Annotated in this window: 19 protein-coding genes, 2 tRNA genes and 2 CRISPR repeat arrays; of the genes, 11 read left to right on the forward strand and 10 right to left on the reverse strand. The window is 45.4% G+C overall.

The window, feature by feature from the left end:
* Window positions 1–4 precede the first annotated feature (4 nt).
* From FKN88_RS05790 to FKN88_RS05800, 3 genes are all read right to left on the reverse strand, one after another.
* Window positions 5–979: an HlyD family secretion protein gene (locus FKN88_RS05790; RefSeq protein WP_154168000.1), complete on the reverse strand. Its 975-nt coding sequence runs from the start codon at window positions 977–979 to the stop codon at window positions 5–7.
* On the reverse strand, window positions 976–2,397 hold the full coding sequence (locus FKN88_RS05795) for a TolC family protein (protein WP_040904265.1): 1,422 nt from the start codon (window positions 2,395–2,397) through the stop codon (window positions 976–978). Before FKN88_RS05795 ends, FKN88_RS05790 begins: the two co-directional genes overlap by 4 nt.
* A gap of 121 nt (window positions 2,398–2,518) precedes the next feature.
* Entirely contained in the window at window positions 2,519–2,752 is a 234-nt protein-coding gene (locus FKN88_RS05800; RefSeq protein ID WP_040904267.1) for a hypothetical protein, read from the reverse strand.
* A gap of 470 nt (window positions 2,753–3,222) precedes the next feature.
* On the opposite strand from FKN88_RS05800, the gene FKN88_RS05805 reads away from it, so the two are divergent.
* Together FKN88_RS05805 and FKN88_RS05810 are read left to right on the forward strand one after the other, a co-directional pair.
* A complete protein-coding gene (locus tag FKN88_RS05805) occupies window positions 3,223–4,194 on the forward strand; it encodes a chemotaxis protein (protein WP_040904797.1) in 972 nt (323 codons plus the stop codon).
* 59 nt (window positions 4,195–4,253) lie between these two features.
* Entirely contained in the window at window positions 4,254–4,949 is a 696-nt protein-coding gene (locus tag FKN88_RS05810; RefSeq protein ID WP_154168004.1) for a DUF2726 domain-containing protein, read from the forward strand.
* Here the strand turns inward: FKN88_RS05810 and FKN88_RS05815 are convergent.
* Window positions 4,941–6,002 carry a GGDEF domain-containing protein gene (locus FKN88_RS05815; RefSeq protein WP_306687311.1) on the reverse strand — a complete coding sequence of 354 codons (1,062 nt, stop codon included), beginning with the start codon at window positions 6,000–6,002 and terminating at the stop codon, window positions 4,941–4,943. The genes FKN88_RS05810 and FKN88_RS05815 overlap by 9 nt on opposite strands.
* 350 nt (window positions 6,003–6,352) lie before the next feature.
* Between FKN88_RS05815 and FKN88_RS05820 the strand changes: the two genes are divergently transcribed.
* The 9 genes from FKN88_RS05820 (at window position 6,353) to cas2 (ending at window position 13,964) form a co-directional block, all read left to right on the forward strand.
* Window positions 6,353–6,429: transfer RNA gene (locus FKN88_RS05820), tRNA-Val, on the forward strand.
* A 20-nt stretch (window positions 6,430–6,449) separates the two neighbouring features.
* Window positions 6,450–6,526 (forward strand) — tRNA-Val (locus FKN88_RS05825).
* Between the two features lie 889 nt (window positions 6,527–7,415).
* Complete coding sequence (locus tag FKN88_RS05830; RefSeq protein WP_306687310.1) at window positions 7,416–7,922, forward strand: hypothetical protein; 507 nt, start codon at window positions 7,416–7,418, stop codon at window positions 7,920–7,922.
* An 87-nt stretch (window positions 7,923–8,009) separates the two neighbouring features.
* The gene (locus FKN88_RS05835) at window positions 8,010–8,987 is read left to right on the forward strand and encodes a GTPase (protein ID WP_306687309.1); all 978 of its coding nucleotides are present in this window, start codon (window positions 8,010–8,012) and stop codon (window positions 8,985–8,987) included.
* Between the two features lie 68 nt (window positions 8,988–9,055).
* Complete coding sequence (locus FKN88_RS05840) at window positions 9,056–9,745, forward strand: GTPase family protein (RefSeq protein WP_306687308.1); 690 nt, start codon at window positions 9,056–9,058, stop codon at window positions 9,743–9,745.
* A 158-nt stretch (window positions 9,746–9,903) separates the two neighbouring features.
* A CRISPR array of direct repeats spans window positions 9,904–10,952; the repeat unit is 38 nt; unit sequence GTCTATCTGGACAACGCCCTGACTGAAGGGATTAAGAC.
* Between the two features lie 212 nt (window positions 10,953–11,164).
* Complete coding sequence (locus FKN88_RS05845) at window positions 11,165–12,403, forward strand: Card1-like endonuclease domain-containing protein (protein WP_306687307.1); 1,239 nt, start codon at window positions 11,165–11,167, stop codon at window positions 12,401–12,403.
* 2 nt (window positions 12,404–12,405) lie between these two features.
* Entirely contained in the window at window positions 12,406–12,693 is a 288-nt protein-coding gene (csx16, locus tag FKN88_RS05850) for a CRISPR-associated protein Csx16 (RefSeq protein WP_306687306.1), read from the forward strand.
* 103 nt (window positions 12,694–12,796) lie between these two features.
* Window positions 12,797–13,675, forward strand: a complete 879-nt coding sequence (cas1, locus tag FKN88_RS05855; RefSeq protein WP_306687305.1) for a CRISPR-associated endonuclease Cas1 — start codon at window positions 12,797–12,799, stop codon at window positions 13,673–13,675.
* Window positions 13,668–13,964 carry a CRISPR-associated endonuclease Cas2 gene (cas2, locus tag FKN88_RS05860; RefSeq protein WP_217542624.1) on the forward strand — a complete coding sequence of 99 codons (297 nt, stop codon included), beginning with the start codon at window positions 13,668–13,670 and terminating at the stop codon, window positions 13,962–13,964. The genes cas1 and cas2 overlap by 8 nt, the downstream gene beginning before the upstream one ends.
* Window positions 13,965–14,187: 223 nt before the next feature.
* A CRISPR array of direct repeats spans window positions 14,188–15,311; the repeat unit is 38 nt; unit sequence GTCCATCTGGACAACGCCCTGACTGAAGGGATTAAGAC.
* Between the two features lie 66 nt (window positions 15,312–15,377).
* Here the strand turns inward: cas2 and csm6 are convergent.
* The 6 genes from csm6 to FKN88_RS05890 form a co-directional block, all read right to left on the reverse strand.
* Window positions 15,378–16,727, reverse strand: a complete 1,350-nt coding sequence (gene csm6 / locus FKN88_RS05865) for a CRISPR-associated ring nuclease Csm6 (protein WP_306687304.1) — start codon at window positions 16,725–16,727, stop codon at window positions 15,378–15,380.
* A 132-nt stretch (window positions 16,728–16,859) separates the two neighbouring features.
* Window positions 16,860–17,732, reverse strand: coding sequence for a CRISPR system precrRNA processing endoribonuclease RAMP protein Cas6 (cas6, locus tag FKN88_RS05870; protein ID WP_306687303.1), 873 nt, complete (start codon window positions 17,730–17,732; stop codon window positions 16,860–16,862).
* Window positions 17,732–20,029 (reverse strand): TIGR03986 family CRISPR-associated RAMP protein, encoded by a 2,298-nt coding sequence (locus FKN88_RS05875; protein ID WP_306687302.1) that lies wholly within the window; start codon window positions 20,027–20,029, stop codon window positions 17,732–17,734. Before FKN88_RS05875 ends, cas6 begins: the two co-directional genes overlap by 1 nt.
* The gene (locus FKN88_RS05880) at window positions 20,026–20,562 is read right to left on the reverse strand and encodes a hypothetical protein (protein WP_306687301.1); all 537 of its coding nucleotides are present in this window, start codon (window positions 20,560–20,562) and stop codon (window positions 20,026–20,028) included. Before FKN88_RS05880 ends, FKN88_RS05875 begins: the two co-directional genes overlap by 4 nt.
* Window positions 20,563–20,568: 6 nt before the next feature.
* Window positions 20,569–21,969: an RAMP superfamily CRISPR-associated protein gene (locus FKN88_RS05885; protein WP_306687300.1), complete on the reverse strand. Its 1,401-nt coding sequence runs from the start codon at window positions 21,967–21,969 to the stop codon at window positions 20,569–20,571.
* Window positions 21,966–23,579, reverse strand: coding sequence for a hypothetical protein (locus FKN88_RS05890; protein WP_306687299.1), 1,614 nt, complete (start codon window positions 23,577–23,579; stop codon window positions 21,966–21,968). Before FKN88_RS05890 ends, FKN88_RS05885 begins: the two co-directional genes overlap by 4 nt.

The following is a 23,579-nucleotide window of genomic DNA, read 5'->3' on the forward strand; positions in this document are numbered from 1 at the left end:
GGTCTTATAACTCAACAGCAACACTCATGCCCATTCTTAACCCATCAACGGGTTGTGTGGGACGAGCTTCAACTTCAAAGGTCCTTAGATCAAAACCTTGTGAAGTATCGGTTGATCGCCAAGTAGCAAAGTCTCCCATTACTGCGATGTGGGTCACGGTAAATTCAACGTATTTATCCAACGCAGGTAAGAATGCTTTGAAGGTTGATCCTTGTTCAAAGTGGCGCAATAAATCTTCTCGAACATTAAAGACTGCCCAAGAGTCGGCGCGATCAACCACGGTGACGACAGGAAAACCTTGCGGGGCTAATTCTCCGGCTTGCATTAATACTTGAGACACTTCACCGTCAAACCAGCTTTCAATGCGAGTATCAGCGGCATAAGCTTCTACTTCAGCCACCGCACCTGCGGCCATGCGTTCATTTTCAGAAGCGGCGAGTATGGTCTCTTTACGAGCCCCTTCTTTAGCCATTTCATACATTTGTAGAGCGGCATTTTCACTGTATCTGGCTGCACGCCATTGAGTATTGGCTTCATCTCGTCTTTGCTCAGCAACAACGCCTTGCTCGAAGAGATTATTCACTCGTAAATAGGTTTTTTCAGCCAGATCAGCCGCCGCTTTTGCGGTTAGCCATTGGTCTCTTGCTGCTTGTATTTGTTGGCTACGTGAACCCGTTTCCGCTTCTTGAGCTAATGCGCCAGCCGCTCTTTGCCCCGCCATCGCTTGTTCTAACTTAGCTTCGATTTCCGGACTATGAATGGTGAAAATTAGCTGACCTTTGCTGACGAGATCCCCTTTGCGAACAAAGACTTGATCAATACGTCCCGGCACTTTGGATGAGATACTGTATTGTTGAGACTCAATTTGTCCTTGGAGACGAATGGGTTGAGGCTGATAAGCTTGATAAAAGCTATAACCTATCCAAGCGACGGCGGCGACGACAGAAATTACAATAACAGAAGATTTAACCGCTTTCATGAAGGTTCCCTTTGTGAATCGACAAGGTGATTGGGCAGCATCGTTAAAGGAACTGCCATCTGCTTATAATGAGAGAAAGTTTGCATCTCACTCGATAAGGCTAAAAGCTTACTCAGAGAAATGAGATAGTTAAAACCAGCCACGGCTTGTTGAGTTTTAATGCTGGCTAAATAAAGTTCGGCATCGACAACGTCAAGCGAAGTGGCCAGACCTTGATTAAAGGCTTTCTGACGTAATGATAAGTTTTCTTGTGCCAAGCGTAAGCTTGAATTAAGCCCTTGTGCTTCTTCTAGAGCTTGTTCGGCTTCTTTATAGGTTTTTTCAACCAATACCGTTAAATCTTGTTCTGCTTGGGCGCGCAAATAGCGGACTTGTGAGACTAAGCTATTGGCGGCTTTCACTTGGTGGCTACGCCCAGTATTTTCAATTAAAGGCACACTGACGCCAACGCCAACGAGCCAATCGGGTTTCATTTGGCCCGCTAATGAGTCATCCTCATGTAAGCTATAGTTACCAAATAGATACACCTCTGGGTAGTATTTCCCTTTCTCAGCCTTGATAAGGCTATTGGCTTGTTTCTCTTTTGCGCTGAGCAGATCAAGGCCAGGATAGGTTGCTAAGGTTTGCTGTATAAAAGCACTCAAAGGAGGAAGGCTTTGGTTAATAAACAGCTGCCCACTTGGTTCAACAGGCTGATGTTGATTAAGTATTTGAGTTAAAGCACTTTGTGCAATATCTAAATCTTTTTCTGATTTTTTACGATCAATCGTTGCCTTATCAAGGGAGGCTTCGGCTTGTAGACGCTCAACTAAAGCGATTTGACCTTGTTGCTCAAGTTTAAGGGCCTTATCTCGATGCTGAGTCAATCCTTGCTCAACGGCAAGCCGAGTTTGTAACACTTCGCGTGCTAAAACCACACTAAAGTAGTACTTGGCTAAATCTTCGTAGCGTGCTTGGGTTACCATCGCTAATTGACTTTGTGCTTCTTCTTTTCTGCCTTGAGCGGCCGTTTGAGCGGCGGTAATACGTCCACCGGTAAAAATAGGCCATACCGCTCGAATCGAAGAACTAAAAATATCACGTTCAGTGATCGTTGAGCTAAGAGACCCCAATTGATTTAATGGCGGCGGCAAGGTCGGTAAGTGAGCCCCGCTACTGCCTACAATTTGTTGTACGGATAAAGTGACATCTTTATCAAGCCGAGTATAGCTGGCTCCTAATGAAACCGAAGGAAGATTAAGATTTGCCGTAGAATCTTGGAGGTGCTGATAGTGCTCAACACTGGCTCGTTCGGCGGCTAATGAGTGGTTGCTTTGCTGCAAAATATCCCAAGCTTGCTGAAACGAAATCGGCATGGCATGGACAGAAGCACTACCCAGCAACGAGCACAACGTCAAAGTAATGGTTTTTAGCTTCATGTTACCGTTCAGAGTTCGATTTAGAGTGATTACTCTATAGTAGCGAGTTTTTTTTCGAGAGGGTAGTGTTTTGTTGTAACAAGAGTTCAAAGCTGATTCGTTACCACGAATCAGCTTTGATTTATCGATGAGGGAAATGGGGACAGAAGAAATCTGCTCGCCAAATCAATTTTTTCGTGCCTTGCATCGTAGTGAGCACATCCTTGCCCGACATTTGTGGAAAAGCGAATAATACGCGGACTTGTTCATCGTTTTCTACCGCCAGTTCGTAAGCCCGAACATGAGTAAACGTTGACAGAAGATGCTCGCTTAGCATGTCTCGTGAAAGGCATATACCTAAAGCATCTTTTTCCATAATGACTTTCCTCCTGACGATGTAAAATGAGATAAGTCAATCGTTCCTAATCTATTTAAATGATTATGATGAGTAGGGAATGATTGATGATTTAACACCTCACTGCACTTATCAGTATATAGAAGAACGTACCTGTTGAGTAAAAAATAAGCGACATTATAAGTGATCGATGTCACATATTGATATGCAAAAGAGTTTCTATTGAGGTGTGATTTTTCCCATTTTAATGGGTTAATCATTGGTTCTGTGGTGCTTCTTTTACAACTACTCATCTATATTCATAGACTTGCTGGCAATAGCACGGTTTAAGGGAGCCATGGCGGATTAACGAGAGACTTTTTTCTTGGTAATTGGGTATAGATAACAAATTAAATAAACAATCTACCCCATTATCATTTTCTTTGGACGACTTGCGTATATACTACAAAAAGGAACGAACTTAACGCTTTGCCGAAAAGATGTGAATGATTATGAGCAATCCAAATAATACAATTTTATTAGAAAGTGGTACTAATGAGCTGGAAATTATTGAATTCCATCTAGAAAAACTATTGCCTAGTGGTGAGACGAAAACCTGTTACTACGGGATTAACGTTGCCAAAGTACGAGAAGTCATTCGTGTACCTGAAACCACCGATTATCCCAATGCACAGCCTCACATGATAGGGGTCTTTTCTTCTCGGGAAATATTAACACCCTTAGTCGATCTTGCTGGTTGGCTTGGTGTTCCCACTCGCCCAGATATTAAGAACAAATACGTTATAGTGACCGATTTTAACCGTATGACAAACGGATTTTTAATTGACAGTATTAGTCGAATTCACCGTATTTCGTGGAATGATGTTGAGTCACCGAGTCAATTTTTAGAAGCTGGTGAGCAAGACTGTGTCGTTGCCGTCGTCCGTAAAGACAAAAAGCTGATCATGATTTTAGATTTTGAGAAAATCATTGCTGACATCAACCCAGAATTAAGTATGGGTAAATACGATGTTAAAATGGATCGTTCGATTGATTTAAATCAGAAAATGGTCAGCAAACGCAATGCTAAAACGATCATGGTAGTCGATGATTCGGCATTTATTCGTAGTATGATTCAAGAAACGCTGAGTTCAGCTGGTTATAACGTGATTGCTTGTAAAGATGGGGGAGAAGCGTACGAAAAGCTAATGGATATTCAGCGTGTGGCCAAAGAAGAGAATACCTCCGTTAGTGAGTTGGTGAATGCCATCGTGACTGATGTAGAAATGCCTCGTATGGATGGGATGCATTTAGTCAAACGGTTACGTGAGAATGAAGCATATAACCAAACACCAATCATCATGTTCTCATCATTAATGAGCGATGATAACCGAGCTAAAGCGCTTGCTCTAGGTGCTAACGACACTATCACTAAACCTGAAATTGGTAAGATGGTCGGTTTGATGGATAGTTTTATTTTTTAATAATAGTCAATATAGCGATAAGCTTCTCGTTAGCGTTGTATAGATAAAGAATAGGTACTATGGCGAACGTCTTTATTATAGTTGCTCTTTTGGTTGGTTTTTTTCTATTCATTCAAAAATATTTAATTCGTAATGATGATAGTAAAGATTACACTTACAAAAAAAGTGGCCCGTTACTGAATGCCGCAGAAAGTACCTTTTTTAATGCATTAAGAGCCGCCGTCGGTGAGCACGGCATTGTGCTGGCAAAAGTAAGCATGACCCATGCTGTTATGCCCAAACCATTGAAGAACAAAAAACAATGGTTTATTGCTCATAGCCGGATTGCTAAGCATTATTTTAGTTTTGTGGTTTGCGATGCAAGAACGTTAGAACCACGAGTCATCATGGAACTCGATGATGGAAAACCGTTAAACAAAGGAAAAATAGAGCGACAAAAGTTGTTACTGCAAGTATGTCAGTCAGCTAATATTCCACTAATTGGCGCCAATATTAAATACAGTTATCAAGTGGGTAAACTACGCCGATTGCTTGCCGCACATATTGATCTTATTGAGCCGGATAAAGAAGTTCGTTTTTGTAAGCGTTGTGGTAGCCCAATGGTCATCAAGACGGCCAGCCAAGGTGAGTTTAAAGGCCGACGATTTTTCACTTGTAGTCGTTTACCTCATTGTACCTATACTGAGAATTATAACGTTGTTTTTGAAACTGATGAAGCTGAGGTACCGGTGTCCGAAATAAAACGGCTAAATTGAATCAGCTTGTGAAAGTTCAGTATAATCTTTGCTGGCTGATGATTGACAAATACAGACTTGATTTCGGCCATTTTTTTTCGCTTTATACAGTTCCATATCCGCTAATTTAATTAACTCATTCAAGTTATCCCCGCTGCGATACTCACAAATACCGACACTGAGTGTTAACTGGATAGCTTGTTGTTTAGAAAATGAGTAATTAGCAACAAGATTGCGTAGCCTTTCGCCGATTTGCTCTGCCTGTAACAGTGAATGATCAAAGAGAGTAATACAAAACTCTTCCCCACCAATTCGAAATAAGTTTTTCTCCCCAACGTGTTGAGCAAATAATCGACATGTTTCTACTAGCACTTTATCGCCAGTATCATGGCCAAACTGATCGTTGATTTGTTTGAAGTAATCTAAATCAATAATCAATAAGCAAAGCGAGGTATTTGGGCTCTTGTTTTGCTCAAAATAGTCAAATGCAGAATGCAGCGAAAGTCGATTATGAGCTCCAGTTAATGGGTCTCGAGTGGCTAAATGAGTCAGCGTAAATTCAATTTTATGGCGATTAGATTCATAAAGATGAGCAATAAACCAAAGGCCGCTATAGCAAAAACTAAAATTAATCAGTACAGGTATCGCATTAGGATACGATGAGTAGGGGAGCTGAATAAACAAAAGGCAACTGATGAACACGACGATCATACCGGTTACTACTCCGCCTAGTTTCTGACCCAGAAAGACGTAAAGTACCACCGGAGCCAATAAGCCCCATATAAAGGTTCCATTGCTAATCGGTTGTAGATAAGTTGCTAACACTATGATCGTTAATAGGACACAAACGTAAAACTGAGCATGGCGCTCAGAGTAGTCATTCTGTTTAGCGTATTGATGAATATAGAAAGAGTAGCCTGAAAACAGAACTTCAATACTCGCTAGGCCGAGTGCTTGATGGTAGACAACGTTGAAGATGGCCATAGAGAGAGCAATAAAACACAAAAATAAGCTCAGCCCGCGAAGTACGGACGCTCTTAGCGTTTGTGAATGATTAAACAGTTTTGCATCCATGTTCTACCGACTCAATTGCATATTCGTTCGAATAGCCGTTATAGTACCCATTTGCCTTCACCAATCAACGTTATTTTTGAATCCAAATCACAAAAAGAGGAGCTAGTTCTAATTAACGGCCTTTTTAATTTTTGATGTGACCCGCCTTTTCTCTTTTTTATGACTTACTCACGACCTACTATAAAAGGGAGATGACTGTGAACTTAGACAGAAAGATTGGATGACAACGGTTATTTTAGAGTAAAAAACAAGCAAGTTGATCACGTAAGAGTCAGTTGAGTCAAAAATAGTAAAAATCCACTTGCACTGAGTAAAATCAATCGCTAATATCCACCCCGTTCTCAAGTGATGCGTCCGTAGCTCAGCTGGTTAGAGTATCGCCTTGACATGGCGGGGGTCGGTGGTTCGAGTCCACTCGGACGCACCAATGTGAACAAGAAAAAATTTGGGTCTATAGCTCAGTTGGTTAGAGTACTACCTTGACATGGTAGGGGTCGGCAGTTCGAGTCTGCCTAGACCCACCAAATTTTATGCAAAGCCCGCTCTCAGCGGGCTTTGTTGTTTCTAGAGTTTATATAGCCTTATCAATGTTTCCTTATCTCATCCTTACATAGTTATTCATTAAATATTCACTGAACTATACCTGAATGGGCGTACATGGTCACAATTGTGACCATACGGTGACCATGCTATATTCTTCTAATATCGATCTTGAGTGATAAATATTGTCAATATTCAGGCTTCGAATGTTGTGGTGTTGTCTGAGTGAATTAAGAGCGCACCACTTCAGGTGCTAGTGGAACGATGGTCATTCATTTTTCTTTTTAGTCGAACAAGTAGCTATGTGTATCCATTCAATCTGGCGTCTTAATCTAGCCCCTCCTCATGAATGAATATTCACTTAATCGTTAAGTGTAATAATTGATTGACTCACAGAATTCAGTTAGAGAGCGAAACTGCCAGCTAAAACATTTGCCCCAATCCAAGTTTTAGTGCCTTGTTAGATCTATAAACAAAACTTATTTGATTACCTGCGGGAGAGTGTTGATAAAATAGTCCCTTTCATCTTTCCGATCCAAAAACCTTTTATCCCGACAATGAGAACTATCTTAGGTGTTCCCCCTTCGAGGTGTGTTGACCATGAAACCCCATCCTGTTGCAATGGTTAGGGTAAGCCCTCGGGGTGAGTATGACACTCACCGATATAATTAACAGCTTCTCCAGACAATTGGTAACAATCATCTACTTTCTATTGATGGTGTTTGCTTCGCCTATCCACTAGGTTTCTCTGTCTAAGATCACCAAATCCGCGGTGGAGATCGCTTAACACGGTTATCACTCACCAATTGGTCAGAGGGGGTTGTTTCCCTTATTAAGTTATTCTTGCGTCATACCAAATCAGGGGGTGGCGCAATGATGAAAACAATCACAGTACTGCATCAATCTGGCATGCAACGTTATCTGGAACAAGTATGGTCATTGCTTGTTGAGAGCTATGCACAAGTCAGTGGTGGTTTACATTATTCCTCTCCTCAAGATTTACTCGAAGATACTCAACGTTGGCGTTTAGTCATTCGTCACGGGCGAGTTATTGCCGCTACTTTTTTTAAAGCCAAGAGAGGCTGGAAATTAGTCGCAATGGCGACTTGTCGCCGTCAAGGTCAGCGTGCTCGCCGTGCACTGCAACGTTTAATTCATGCCGATTTATCTCGTAGCTGGATGGAGCTGTCTGAGCGTGCCGAAGCCTTTGTACTCAGGCACTGTGGTGGCCAGCACTATGTTATTCATGCCAGTTTAGCGGCCGAGTTACTGAATAAGCCGGTTCAAACTCAAGTGGCGGATGGTTTTCATTATCAAAGACAAATTGCTGGATTAATGAAAACAAAAGTCATTGTTGGCACCCCAATGCTTGGCTGTTGAGTCAAGTATTGATGTACACCATTCGTGAGCGGTATTGAACACGGGGCAATCTTCTTTCTTCTTTATATCGTTAACAAGGAGTCTCTTATGAGCGCACAACACTTCACTGATAAGCTGGGCCAGTTGATTGAGCAAGACAACAGCTTAAATGAATCACAAAAGCTGCAATGGTTGACCAGAATCACCGAAATTAGACAGACCAAGATTAACATCTTGATCACTGGAGCAACCGGATGTGGTAAATCTTCAACCATTAATGCCCTGTTTGCGACAGAAAAAGCCAAAGTTGGTCAAGGCGTTGATCCAGAAACCATGGATATTGCCAAGTTTGAGCTTGATAACCTAGTCCTGTTTGATAGCCCAGGATTGGGCGATGGTAAAGCGGCGGATCGTCGTCATTCGAAGAATATTATCGACAAGCTGAACGAGACCGATCAAAACGGCAATTTGCTGATTGATCTGGTGCTGGTGGTATTAGATGGCAGTAGTCGTGATTTAGGCACTTCATTTGAGCTGATCAATCAAGTGATCATCCCCAATTTAGGTAACGATAAAAGCCGTCTGTTGGTCGCGATAAACCAAGCGGATATGGCGATGAAAGGCCGTCATTGGGATCATGAAACCAATCAGCCTGAGCCAGAATTGGTCAGGTTTCTGGCAGAAAAGATCAGCTCAACGCGCCGACGTATATTTGAAGCGACGCAGGTCGAGGTGTCGCCGATCTATTACGCTGCAGGTTATAAAGAGGGCAGCATCGAACAGCGGCCTTATAACATGAGTAAACTGCTATTGCACATTATCCAAAATGTGCAACAGGAAAAGCGGGCGGCTTTAATACAAGATATCAACCGTGAGAGTCAAATTTGGCAAGATGATGACGCGCTGTTGGACTATCAGCAAGAAATTAACCAAACCCTTTGGGAGTCGGTGTGCTCTGGGGCTGCAAAGGGCGCTGAAATTGGCGGAAAACTTGGCAGCTTGTTTGGTAGTGTTGGTGAAAAAATTGGCAGCGGGGTTGGTGCCATTGTCGGTGGCGTTTGTGGCTTTTTCGGCCGTTTGTTTTAGTGAAGTAATCATAGTTAGCGATCAATAAGTGCCGCTATTACGGCACTTATTGACCCATGAGGTGAAATATGAATCAATTAATGCAACGTTTAGCTCAAGCGATTGAACAGCGTCAACTGTTGCTACCACTGGATGTATTATTGGTTGGCGCAACTGGCTGTGGTAAAAGCAGCACAATTAATGCGTTAGCAGGAAAAAATTTAGCCAGAGTAGGGCGAGGGGTCGATCCGGAAACCCAGCAGGTGAGTGATTATTCATTGAGTCAATATTTACGTTTGCATGACTCTGCCGGGCTCGGGGATGGACGAGCAGCAGATTTACAGCACGCTAAAGCCATTTCACAACAGTTGCAGCAAACCTGCACCGCGGTGGGCGAGCCTAATCGTCATTATGCACTGATCGATATGGTGCTGGTGATCCTAGAAGGAGGCTTACGAGATTTAGGCACGAGTTTTCAGTTACTAGAAAGCGTTATTTTACCGCAAATTCAACCTGAACGCGTGGTGGTGGTGATTAACCAAGCCGATATGGTGATGAAAGGCCGTCATTGGCATCGCTCACTGGCTAGGCCTGAGCCTACGCTTGCGGCGCAATTGGCGGAAAAATCCCAATCGGTTCAGCGCCGCATTCAACAGTCAACAGGGTTGAAGATCAGCAAGCCTGTTTGTTATAGCGCTGAATATGGCTATAACCTTGATCGGGTCATGAGCCATATTATTGCTCATTTGCCAACGGAAAGACGTAGTGAGCTAAAATAAAAACCGCTAAAAATAAGTGATTAATAATCAATGTATTAAAGTTGATGTGTTAAGTTTGGCTTAAAAAATGCTTAAATCGGGCGATTTTCTCTGTGTTTAAAACGATTGTTTGACCCCAAACTTGCATTAATAAAAACAATCGGTTATAAATAGCTTCTGTCTATCTGGACAACGCCCTGACTGAAGGGATTAAGACAGCACTTCAGAGTGAACAGCCGAGCCAGTGATTAGTCTATCTGGACAACGCCCTGACTGAAGGGATTAAGACATAACCCACTTCGGTGGGTTTTCTTTTATGTGAAGTCTATCTGGACAACGCCCTGACTGAAGGGATTAAGACAGTACGAGCGTTTTGCAAAGCAGTGGCGCTTGCGGTCTATCTGGACAACGCCCTGACTGAAGGGATTAAGACTGCAGCTTACGCGGCCACCATGAACCTCCCTCCTATGTCTATCTGGACAACGCCCTGACTGAAGGGATTAAGACATAAGTGGTGTTTACTGCTTCAGTGATACGCTCAGTCTATCTGGACAACGCCCTGACTGAAGGGATTAAGACATAGATTGCCCTCCCAACGGGTAGCTTCGCGTAAGGTCTATCTGGACAACGCCCTGACTGAAGGGATTAAGACGTGGGTCGGTGCAGGTGGGACTGGTAACATCTATGTCTATCTGGACAACGCCCTGACTGAAGGGATTAAGACAGATGTCTGCTGCGTCGTTCTTAAGAATGTTACAGTCTATCTGGACAACGCCCTGACTGAAGGGATTAAGACTCGTATGACGGAAAGATCTGTCTTATAAACTAAAGTCTATCTGGACAACGCCCTGACTGAAGGGATTAAGACCCGTCGAATTTGCTAGTGACGCGGTAACAGAAGTGTCTATCTGGACAACGCCCTGACTGAAGGGATTAAGACTAATACATACGCAGGGGATTAGCACCGAAGGTAAGTGTCTATCTGGACAACGCCCTGACTGAAGGGATTAAGACCGTAGCTCATGATTTATTTCCTTATATTTATTAGTCTATCTGGACAACGCCCTGACTGAAGGGATTAAGACTCAAACACCAATAGGCCACGATCTGAATAGATAGGTCTATCTGGACAACGCCCTGACTGAAGGGATTAAGACTTGATGTACTTGGACGATTGAACGGTATGTTGCGTCTATCTGGACAACGCCCTGACTGAAGGGATATTTTAGCACCTAGCACCTAGCACCTAGCACCTAGCACCTCACCAATTGGCTGTACCGTTTCTTGTCACCTTATTTGTTACTCTATACCTACTTAACTTAATCAAACCGTAAAGGATTAAGGTTAATAACTTCACAGATCAACATCATATTCATCAATGCACTTAATGGATTATGGTAGATTAACGGATTCAAGCGGGTAATTAGTAAGAGGCCAATAATGCAGACCATTCATATCAACTTAATTTCTGATCAAATCATCCCGAACCTTATTCCTACTTTTGCCGACCCTAACTGTAGCGGGGCGATTTTAGTCTTTGGTGATAGCACCTTAGACACCAAAGGTGACCGCTTAGAGGAGATCTATCAGCAGCGCGGCGTACCCGTATTATGGCGTAGCCATGGTAAAAGTAGCCACCACTTACCCACGTTAAAACAACAAGCACAAGACCTGCTTAACTATCTCACTGAGCATCATATTGATAAACGTTGGGTGCTTAACGCTACCTGTGGTACGAAACCGATGTCACTGGCCATGACTTTAGCCTTTTATCAACACAATGCTAATTTGCCACAAGATGGCGAACAGGCCTTGATCCTTTATACCGATAGCCAAAATAAAGCCATTCCAATACTCAATGAAAATATAGATTTTCAGCTGCCTTATGAATCGGTGTTAACCCTTGAAGAACTCTTAGCGGCCAACGGTTTTTGGTTAACTGACAGTACCGATCAAGAAAATGATAGTGTCGTTCATGACCGTGCTGAGTTAACTCTGTTTTTAGGGCAACAATTCGCTGGTCCATGTCAGAATATGTTGGGGAGTTTACAGGCGATGGCGAGTACGGCTGCCAAAGACTTTCCGACCAATCAACAGCAACAGATGAAGCAGATACCCCGTGGTCCGTTTGTGCAAGTCTATACCAAGCTTGCTCAAGCAGGGCTGATCAACTGGCAAGAGGAGAGCAAACAAATTCAATTTTGTTCTGAAGACGCTTGTCGGTATTTAGCTGGTTTATGGTTAGAAGAGCTGACCTATCTACAGGCTTTACAATGTGGTTTTGAACAAGTCGCCATGAGTGTTGAAGGGGTGTGGGGCACAAAAATGGATCAACATCGGGCTTTAATGCAGGGACGTTCAGACAAAGGCAAAAATAACGAGTTTGATCTACTCATTCGCCATAAAAATCAACTACTGATCATTGAATGTAAAGCTCGTTACTGGGGCGCAGATGGTAAGCAGCAAGGGGTTTCTAATGATCAAGATACCCTGCATAAACTTGATACATTAGGTAATAAACTGGGGGGGTTATATGCCCGTAACTTGCTGGTTAGCGCTTATGAAGTGAATACGTCGATGGTTAATCGAGCCAAAGTGAATCGTATACAGGTGTGTGATCGCGTCAATGCGAACAAGATTAAACAGTGTTTGTATGAACTCAAGCAGGCCATGGATTAAATATGCGCTATTTAGTGACGCGACATCGCGGGGCGCGAGAATGGTGTCTGCAGCAGGGGTATCAAGTGGATCAACAATTGCCACATTTAACCCCTGACATTATTCAACCCGGTGATCTGGTGATTGGCATCTTACCTTTACCGATGGCGGCGCAAATCCAGCAAAACGGTGCTCGTTATCTGCATTTATCTCTCGATGTACCAGAAGCACTACGCGGCAAAGAGTTAGATAGCGAAACCATGGCTCGCCTAGGTGCAAAATTGCAAGAGTTTCGTATTCAAGCAATCTAAACTGGCTATTGCCTAGCTCGAACGGCTTGACCAATTGGTCAGGCCGTTTTTATTCGTTAGGTTCAATTATGCTGTCATGAATACACCAACCGAGGTAATAACCATGACAAGCTTAGTTCTCGATATGCCTGATTTTAGTCTTTCCGTTCAGGATAGTGTGCTCCATATCGCTCATCCACAGCAGCCATCACGCTTATTGCCGTTAGCAGAAATTGAGCGTGTGGTAGTAGGTAAAAGCATTGCAATCAGTACCGATTTACATCTAAAACTGTCAGAGTTGGGTAAAGAGCTAGTCATTGTGGGTCACAAGCATAGTGCGATGATTTTCAACTCAGCCAGTGCGCCGAATAACTTACGCTTATTACAATATCGGGCGATCTGCCAAGAGTCTCAGCGCCAGCGTTATGCATGGGCATTATTGTCTGCCAGACGGCGCGGTCAAAACCGAGTGCTTAAGCAATTAGGTATGCCTTTGCTCGCCACTCCCACTTGCCCGCCGAATAATCTTATGCTTTATGAAGCAGAAATGAGCCGTAAGTATTGGCAGGCGTGGGCGCAGTGCTTTCAGCTTGATGGCTTTACCGGCAGAGAGCGGCAACCTCCGGGTGACCCTATCAATGCTTTACTGTCGTTAACCGCAACCTTAGAAGACAGTGCGTTGACTCCTCATCTACTGGCTGAAGGATTTGACCTTTGTTTGGGTTTTCACCATCGAACTGGTTATCGCCGATCCAGCCTAGTGCTGGATATCAAAGAACTGACTCGCTCAGATTTAGAGGCATGGTTGATCGCCTTGTGGCGGACTCAAAAACTCACCGCGCAAGATTTTGAGCAAACCGAATACGGCTGTCGCTTAACCCGAGCAGGGCAACAGCGCTTTTATCCGGCTTGGTTTGGTTGGCAAAAACAAAGAAAAACGGCATTGAGGCGGATGATAAGGTTATGTCGCCGTTATTTAGAGCGGGGGATGAGCCATGAATAAACCGTTATGGATCATCAGTTATGATATCAGCTGTCCTAAGCGTTTACGAAAAATGCACAAATACTGCAGCAAATACGCCTGGCCGTTACAAAAGTCAGTTTATCTCTTTGCTTTATCGCGAACGGAAAGAGAAAAAACCTGCCAACGTTTGCTCAGTATGCTTGATCAACAGCAAGATAGGCTATTATGTCTGCCTTTTACCTTGTTAGAAGGCAGCTTTCATCAGGTACCAGAGAGCCCATTAATCTTGATCCACTCTGACCCGAGATTAGTCGGCTTTGTTTACTAACCACCCGCCATGATCGAATAATCAAGGGCAGGGGATATTGGCCCGAGTTAAGTGGCTTATTTTTTTGCTGTTAAATTTAATCTTAATTATCATCGCTAGTTAGCCGCTTGCTCTATTTAAATGGTATGACAATTGCTTATTTTTGCCTTGCGGGCTTTTGTTTAAAACGCTTGTTTAATGATAAACTTGCATTAATAAAAACAATCGGTTATAAATATCTTCTGTCCATCTGGACAACGCCCTGACTGAAGGGATTAAGACCCACGTTAAAGAGTTTGATGTGGTCTTTAACCAAAGTCCATCTGGACAACGCCCTGACTGAAGGGATTAAGACTTGAATCCTTTGACAATATACATACCTGTTCCTGGTCCATCTGGACAACGCCCTGACTGAAGGGATTAAGACTGATCCGCATTCGCATCGAACATCTAACACTCTCGTCCATCTGGACAACGCCCTGACTGAAGGGATTAAGACTAATTCGATTTTTAGCGCGCGCCATGAGCGCTCCGTCCATCTGGACAACGCCCTGACTGAAGGGATTAAGACTGATCCTACCTGTCGAGCCAAGCGCTCTAATTTCGTCCATCTGGACAACGCCCTGACTGAAGGGATTAAGACATAAAGCCAATAGTACGTTTTTCATGATGTTATTGTCCATCTGGACAACGCCCTGACTGAAGGGATTAAGACGGATATTTTGCGCCATGTCTTCCAGTGAAGTTGGGTCCATCTGGACAACGCCCTGACTGAAGGGATTAAGACGGAACGTCACGACGAAGCCTGTCATGACTACAGTAGTCCATCTGGACAACGCCCTGACTGAAGGGATTAAGACATTAGAGATACCGTTTGGTCTTGCATACGTTTCCACGTCCATCTGGACAACGCCCTGACTGAAGGGATTAAGACGTCAACCGTGTGTCAAGATCTGTTTCGATCTTGTGTCCATCTGGACAACGCCCTGACTGAAGGGATTAAGACGTTGGAAGAACATTGGTTTCATCGTTTTGACTTGCGTCCATCTGGACAACGCCCTGACTGAAGGGATTAAGACACCACTGCCTTTGACCATACGGTCTGAGACACATGTCCATCTGGACAACGCCCTGACTGAAGGGATTAAGACTCATTGTTTTGGCAATGAAAGCGACGTAGATGTTGTCCATCTGGGCAACGCCCTGACTGAAGGGATTAAGACTAAAACTGGGAGAGGTATCCAGTTTTCTTTGATTCGTCCATCTGGACAACGCCCTGACTGAAGGGATTAAGACCAGAATCCCAAGCCCACTGCAATAACCCTTGACGGTCCATCTGGATTACGCCCTGATCAACCACTAACGCGAATAGAGCCAAAAAAGCAGAGTAAATTAACTCTGCTTTGCTTTTACTTTCAGATACCCTTTGTGCTTTTAAAGCTTTAAGTGAATATTCTCTGCTGGTAGTTTTAAACCCTTATATTCAAAGCGTGTTCGCCCATTATCTTCGCCTTTTGCTGTATTTACGGTCACTATTTGATAGTACTCAGCCAACCGCGGCCCTAGGGCATCTTTAATGGCTTGATTGGTTTCTTTTAATAAACGATCCCATAAGTTTTTATGGGTCGTAGTTAAGGCTTTGAGGTCGCGATCAGGCTCTGCCGAGTAAAGAGAATCTATTTTAGTATTACCTTGTAAAAGCCAATTATTACGTGTCGATTTTTTTGGTTTTGCGGCATTTTTTTGCTGCTCTCTCTCTATCATCTCCGCGACGGTATCATTGGCATATTCAAATAGTTCCGCTAATGAGCAGTTGTGATTAATAGCCACTTCGGGATGAAGCGCCGCTTTGAGATAATTTGCGAATCGCGTGTCGAGTTCAGGCATTTTCATCTCTAGTTTTGGCGGTTCAATACCTTCGCCAGGATACGCTTTGCTGTCTTGGGCAAGCCAGCTATAAAAGGCGAAACAATCGGCTTTCAGCGCAATAGTGATGCCATCACAGCAAATACTCATGGTGGTGAAGTCTAGTTCAACGGTAGCACTCTCGGTGCTAAGTAAGTTTGCCCGGTTAATGCGCGCTACCGTATCGGTGTAACTTAAACTCGGCTCATTAATTAAGCTCGTGGGCATCTCTTCACGCATTAACACCAGAGGGATTTTCGCCAGCATCACTTGTGCTTTACTTAAATCATGTTGAGACTTTTTATCACGATCGGCGCGCATCACGGTGTTTGGCGTCGGGTAGTAGAAATCAGGGATTGATTCGTAAGGCTCACTGACCAAAACATGGCTTAAGCTATCTTCTGGCCGGCCAAATAGGCTCATGGCATAACCGAGTGCAAAGCCCATGGTTTTTCGGCCACCAGCCAGTGACGCATGAATAATGATGTTTGGATCTTGACTGAGTTGGCGAACGTGGTCGGTGATGAAGTTGGTAATGATCTCCTGATCGCGCTCACTTTTGATATCATTAAGTGGTGCGCCATCGTCACCTGTAGGGACTTTGATGTCTTCTTCAGTGAAACGAGTATTCGGTAACTGATAATCTTTGATCAGTTGCTTTAGTGGGCTATCTGGACCGAGTAAGTTATCAATTAAACGTTGACGGCCATCTTGTGTGGTGATCACTTCAATGCGTTGTGGCACTTTTGTTGGATCTTGGCGATAAATCCCGAATAAGGTTTCGGTGATAATTTGCGGTGTCATGCCAGACACGGCAAGTAGTACATGTTGTTTTGGTTCTTGATGCTGTTCTTGCCTATTTTGTTGACTCTGATTCATCACTTGAAATCCTATTTGACATTTTGTGGCTGCTAACAAAGTATGAGGCTCTATGAGTTCGTTAATTTTCTCACCATTTGGTCGCAGATTGGCTGAGCGGCAAGCTCAAGCATTAACCTTTATGTGATACCGCTAGGCAATCAGCTGATATTGCCCCAAGCCAAAGGTGGTTTTACCTCCTATGTGAAGCCTTTCGCCAATTTGTAACCAAAAAAGAGCAGGGGCGATGTCGCCTTGATAGCAGAGCTGACCAACCAAACCTCCAAACGGTAAGTGCTCTTTTTGCCGAACTGAATATCGCTGCCAATCTTCCACCCGCAAACAGGCTCCTTGAGTTTGATGATCGCCTAAATTCGGTAGTGCCTGTTGTAGTAATGTGCGCCAGTGTGGGTGGTCATCCACCCAAAAATGCGTCAATAGACTCCAGCGGCGGGCAATTTGCTCAAGCAAAAATGACAAGGGCAGGGGCCCTTGCTTGACTATTTGCCCTTGGTATTTGATGCGCAGCGGGCTTTCTAACTGCAGCGCTACCTCATGCCATAGGGTGAGCGGCTTGGCACTTAACCAGTCAGCCAATACGCCATGATGCAAACCAGGCTGCAACCCTTGCGGTGTTACGGTGGCTACACTGTGAATGCTAACCTCAAGGCGTTCAAAACCAAGGCCACAGCACGGCGTTTTACTTAAGTGGGCAATCAGATGTTCGGCGGCTTGAGTGGCCGCGCCCAGCAAAATAACATCGAAGGTGATTAACTCGCCGGCTTGCCACTGTTCTTGTCGATTGCCATCGGTTCTTATCACATAAGGTTTAGGCTGTTGGCCTTCGTGTTCACCATAGAGTAGCTGATAAAGGGGGGGGCTCCCCTTTATCATATGTCCTAACCAACCATGCCATAACGAACCTTTGAACGCAGGTAGGCGCCCCCTTTGCTGTAGCTGTAAGAAAAACCGCAACTGCAAGTAAGGAAATCGCTGTGCTAAAGCATGAATTTCAGACAGTTGCATTACTTCAGTTCCTCCGTACTGTTAAAGCGCATTTGTAATTGAATAAGCCGTTGTTTGCGTTGAGTGTATTTTTCTTTGGCTTTTTTACTCAATTCTTTAGGTTTTATTGCGATATCAAAATACCCGCTAAAGTTCATCTGCAGCACGAAAGTCAAAATTTGCTGCCATTCATTGAGACTGACTTGTTGATCAGTAATAACCATATCTAACATGCGGTCTATCTCACCACCCGCACCTTCACGTTGGTTGATCGCATCTTGCGTGGTTTGGCCTTTGTAAGGCTCTAAACGTTGTTGTAAACGTAAGCAGACTTTGAAAGGCTCTGATGCGGAATCCAACAAGGCTTGCTGTTTAGCTTGCGCTTGCGCTTGTTGCATGAGCTGTAGGCTCTCTTTTTCGAATTGAGACAATTCGTCTTGTGGCAGGGCTTGCAGCAAAGCCGCTAAGCGGCCTTGACCGATAGGCGTTATATTGTTAGTTAACGACTCATTCCGATTGAGTGTTTCCCCATTTTGTTGCCACGCCGGTAACAGCGATTTAATGCGGCCTTTTTGCGACTCTGTGTACGACATTGCATCACTGAATTTATCGCTCGTTAATGGCATGTAGGTGAGGTTTTTACCTTTGTTATCGTGCTGGTCACCAAAGGCCAGTAAATGGCGCACTTGTGGGCTGTCTTGCCATTTAGTGGCTGACGGGTATACCTGATTCATGTGCTCAACAAACAGGCTACGCAGGCTTTCGACAGTATGGTGACTCTCAAGACCCCGAGTACGTGCTAAACGGGCTGTGAGTTGCACCGCGCCGGCTCCCAATGATTTACCATGCCCCAAACCATGACAGAAATGCGCAATATCATGCTCATTACGTGTTGGGGTAATGGCCCAAAGCAGTGCACCGAGTTCTACTGGTTTTAGGTTATGAAACACAATACGCCCTGTGAAGCGGCTGCCCGGTTGCATCAACTCTAGCCTGCTTTGTACGTTGGTTTTGCTTTGTAAATCAGCAGGAAGATGTGCGTTGAACGCGTTTTGAGCCGGATAGCGTTTCCAGCCGGCAATTTTGTTGCCTGTGGTATAGCCTTTTAGCTCACTGACCTGATCCTGTTGCTGGCTTTGCTCCAGATACGCATTTAGGTAACTGGCTCTCGGTTGCCCTAAAATCACTGGCGTTGATTTGGCTGTGCCCTTATTTTCTCGGCAGAGTGCATCGCCAATCGCGACGCGGCTTTTTAATGAGAAGCCGGAGTGCGATAAGGTGCCAAACATCAGACCTGGCAGGTCAAAAATGCTGGCGCTATTGAGGGCTTTTTGTTGCTGCAAGAGTAAATCACCCACACTCTTTTCGTATGGCATGCGCGGCATTTTTGCCAATCCCATGGCCAGTATTTTCCCGCTTTGCTTATGCTTGCGCACAAAAAGTGGGATCCCCATGCTCGGGTAGGCACTGTGTTTGAGGTAGTTCACTAGTTGTTCATTGTGAGCGGCAAACATACGGCTAATGCGTAAGGTGTCTTCTTTCGAATCCCAACGCTGGCTTTCGTTGTCTGCACAGTAGAACAGGTAGTGAAAGTTCAGGCGCTTATTTTGATACTCTTTTTTACCTGGGCGATAGCCAACAAAAACCGGATAGCCATCTAGCTCTGCGGTGCGTTCTAATTTGGCACAGGCGACGGTAACGGGTTTGCCTTTCGTTCCTTGTAGCGTACGCTCGCTCAAACTAAAGGGCAGAGTGTGGGCTGACCAGTTTTTCTGGAATGTTTGATATTTTTCCAATGCACCAAGGTGACTGTCATTGGGGATTTTTATTTTGGTGAAGCGTTCAATATCATCGCTAAAGAGTACAGTATGCTGACAAGGGGTGAATCGCCACGCCTTGTTTTCGGTACTGTATTTTAGCCAGCCGGTTTGCAGTTCGGACTCTTGTAGCGTTTTGCTGTACGGGGTGTCAGCGTTAGAGATATCACGAAACGAAAATTGAGGATCGTCGGTTTCGCTAAATTTGGCAAAACTGGCAATTTCCAAAACATTACGCAGCATTCCTTTGAGGCTGCTGCCAGGGATAATCGGATTACCTTGTGGATCACGAGCCCAGTGGACATCGGTCGGTTGATGTTCATTCGTGCGATCACTACCAGCACCAACCAAAAGTGGGGTCAGGTTAGTCAGATCGAATTCGATAATGCCATCAACACCGTCTTGCAGCGGATGATCATGACTCACCTGATGTGCCCAGTCAGGTGAGTAAACCCACTGTGATAACGGAACAAAGTGATAAGGGGCATGAACCTGGGTCATAATTTGTCTCCTTGTGCAAAGCCGGCGAACTGTTGCACCAGCGGCTGCCACAGGCCTTCTGTTGTGGCGGTTTGTCCTTGCTGCCACCACAGACGGTAGACGAGCTCTCGGCCTTGGGCGTGTGGCAGATCTTGGCGTAGAACCAGACGCTGATCACGGTAAGCTTGAGTGAGTGTGCTGTTGCCATGACTATTGTTATTGCAGTCAAGGCTATTCAACAAGGTGATGCGATAGGTTGTGCTGTGCTCATGCTGAATATGCAGGCTATTTCCGTTTTGATGCCATTGGCCTTCTAGCAGATCTACTGCGTGGGTTGGTAAGCCCAGAGCTAATTGGCTGGCGGTTTGATACCAACCTTCAGCCTGCTGCCATTGTGCCAATAAGGCACTTAATTCTTCACGTTGGCCACGGCGACTTTCAATTTGCAGATGCCCGCTGATGAGCGTAGGCAGTTGGCAACCGATAACTTCCGGTTGCTGTTGGCTGCATTGCGCTAGCGAATTATAGGTTTTCAATGAGGATGCTACTTGCATGTATATTTACTCCTTGCTGCTGCCAGTTAATTGCGCAAAGTCGATGTCCCAAGGTTGATGTGGTTGATGCATCACCAGAGATAGGCCTCGTCCACTGGCTGCACCAAGTGGTAATAAGCCTTCTTTGAGATCGTTGAGCGTTTCTTCGAAGGCTTGTTGTACTTGAGGCGATAAGCGTTCACCCGGCAGAACGTGCAATGTTAGCGTTATTTCCGGTTGCCATAAAATCTCTTCACTAAATAGTCGGCTTTGACGAACCCCACCGGTAAAGCGATCAATGCTGGTATGTGTGCGATGCAGAGTGACCGGTTGAGAAATTACGCAGTCGTCGACAATCAGCCTACCAGCCATTGGCGTGTTGCTATCTTCACTACCGAATAATTCAGCCAGTGCTGCTGGGCGGCTTTCCCAACTCTTGCTATCGGTTTCGCTAAGCTGCTCGGCAAAGTCACCGTTAAGTCGGCGCAAGTGGTATGCGGTACGGTGCGCGAGAATGCCTTTAATACTGCTACCGCAGAGCACCGCTTGAGGTTTATCGCACCAGGTGGCGTGTTGGTTTTGCCATTGAACGGCACTTTCAGTGAACGTGAAGGTATCCGTATGTTCAGTGGTATCATTCCCGATTGGGCGGGCACCACTTCCCGCACGCCAGCCGCCGAGTGCCGTCACGCCGAGGCGAGCAAAAGGTGTGGCCTCTGAGGGGGGCAGAGCTTGGCCTTGTGGTAAGGTATCGCGCTGGGCAAAACGCAGCATTTGTGCGCCCGCCTGTGGCTGGCCTTGCAATGTCAGTGGCATGATCTCACTGCTGACTAAGCCTAATTTGCCTAACCCATTGCGGGTTGATGCGCCGAGTGCAAAGGCAGGATCGGCTAATAGCGCCAGTAATGCATGCCACTGTGCTTCAAGATCGGGTGACTCGTCGCATTGCATCCAACGAATATCGACGATAAAACGTAATCCGCGCGGCAGTAATACGGTATCAAATTTCCCTTTATCCGCAGTGCAGCCTCTATCGTTGATCCGAACGCGTTCACGGTGTAACGGATTGGCTTGGTATAAGCGGCTAAGTAGAGGATCTTGATGAATATCTTGCTCGGTCAGCAAACCTTGAACCGGTTTACCTTGGCTGTTCAGTAACAAGCCGTGATGTACTGAAAGCTGTGCGGACTGATTATCGGTAGTGCCAAACCAGTAATCGGCAATGGACTGACCGAGCGTGGGTGATGTCCCCAACTGTTGGCTGGCTTTTTGACGCCATACGCCGACAAAGCTGGTGGCAGGAATATAGGGCAGGCCGTTGGCATCACGTACTAATTGTTGATCAAAACCGGTATCGCGGTGACCAGAATGGATAGCAAGTGGTGAACGGGTTTCAAAAAGTAGACGGGCTAACCAAAGACGTTTCATTGTTCGGCCTCCTGCTGGTTGTCTGGATTATATTTTTTACGGTAGGCGCGCAGCCCCTCATTTGTTGATAGATCGTAACGGCATAATTCTTCAAGCAGTAAACGCAGATCATCAAGATCCAGTTCGTGTTGCGTTATGGCCGTATTGAACTTCTGTGCGAAGGTGACTAATAGATCACCTTCTGGCCATTCGATACCCCAACCGTTCGGATCGTTAGTGGTTTTACAGATGGCACTTTCTCCCTCAAAGGCAGCACGTCGCCAATCGAGAATGCCGTGTTGTTGGACTCTATCGGCATGCGATGAGCGAGCAAGATCGGCTAAACGACGCCATTGGCTGCTGCTAGGTCCAGCCTGATAAGCCGGTGGTGTACGGTGATAGCGGCGCAGGCTTTGGTATGCATCGGCAATGAGGTGGTGCAGGGCTTGGCAACGCAATTTGCGCTCAAGAGTGCGAGTTTGTTTTGCCTGCTTACTTTGCACCCATGCCAGCAAAGGGCTTGCGCTAGCGTGGTCGGCCTTCGTTTCATATAGCGCGGTCGGCTGTGGCAATGTTACAGCAAACGGTGTAAACAATTCGCTAGCACCGGTCCCCGGTTTTTCTTGCTCTGCCCATGCAGGGTTAATCATGACCCAGCCTAAGCCTTGCTCTCTGGCGAAGCCACAGCCTTGCTCGGTTAAGGCGTGCAGGGTCTGTTCTGTTGGCGTATCTTGTAACTGATAAGTCAGAACGCTACCGGCTGCAATTAGCAGTTGTTCGCTATTTAATCCGCCTCGGGCGCGGTTAAAGCGGCGGACACGGCGGCTACGAATAAAGGTGCGTGTTGGGTCGAGATCGCCACACAACTCGGGGTGTAAATCTTGCGCACTTGGGGTGAGGGTGGGTTGGCCAAAGGCATCTAAACAAGCCATATCACTTAAACACCAGATCACCAACTCATTACCTCGAACCGCCGCTGGTTGAGGCTGTGTTTGTGGTTGATACAAGCTCAGACTAACTTTACCAAACTCACTGTTTCGTGAGCGGCCTAAAACGAACTCTCCGTGTAGAGTTTGTTGGAGTAGTATCGCAAGCGCAGGCTCTGCACAATCAACCCAGCCGGCAAATGTTTGTTCAGCCTGAATGAAGGCATATTGAAACAGTTGCCCTTCTTTAGCGCGCTGAGTTTCACTGTCAAGTGCCGTGCGGGCGGTCAGGCCGGTGCGGATATCCGCAGCGTACTGTAAGGTACGCGCCGAAGAGATAAAACCTTGGCGGATTTGCTGGTATTGGATTAATTCATCACGCGCAAAACGGCGAGCCGCGTGGTTGGTTAGCGCGTTTTTTTCCCCTTTTGGGGTGTGCCAACTGGCGGGTGCCGGTAGGGCAATTTCACCGTATTGTGGGTTATCAGAGCCGTTTACCACAGGGTAGGCGGGGGAAAAGCGGCATTCACCGGAGTGAAACAAGGTAAACGCCTCTTCTGTGCTTAATTGCGGATACAGTTTGCTGGCCACCGCTCCGAGTAATGCACTACCCGGAATATGATCTAATGTTTGGTGCTGCGTTGTTGCAGAGCTGCGACTAATGATCACAGGTTCTAGCGTGGTTAGGGTGTAAAAAATACGCAT

This window comes from Vibrio sp. 2017_1457_13, from assembly GCF_030851525.1.
GTDB classification, from domain to species: Bacteria; Pseudomonadota; Gammaproteobacteria; order Enterobacterales; family Vibrionaceae; genus Vibrio; species Vibrio metschnikovii.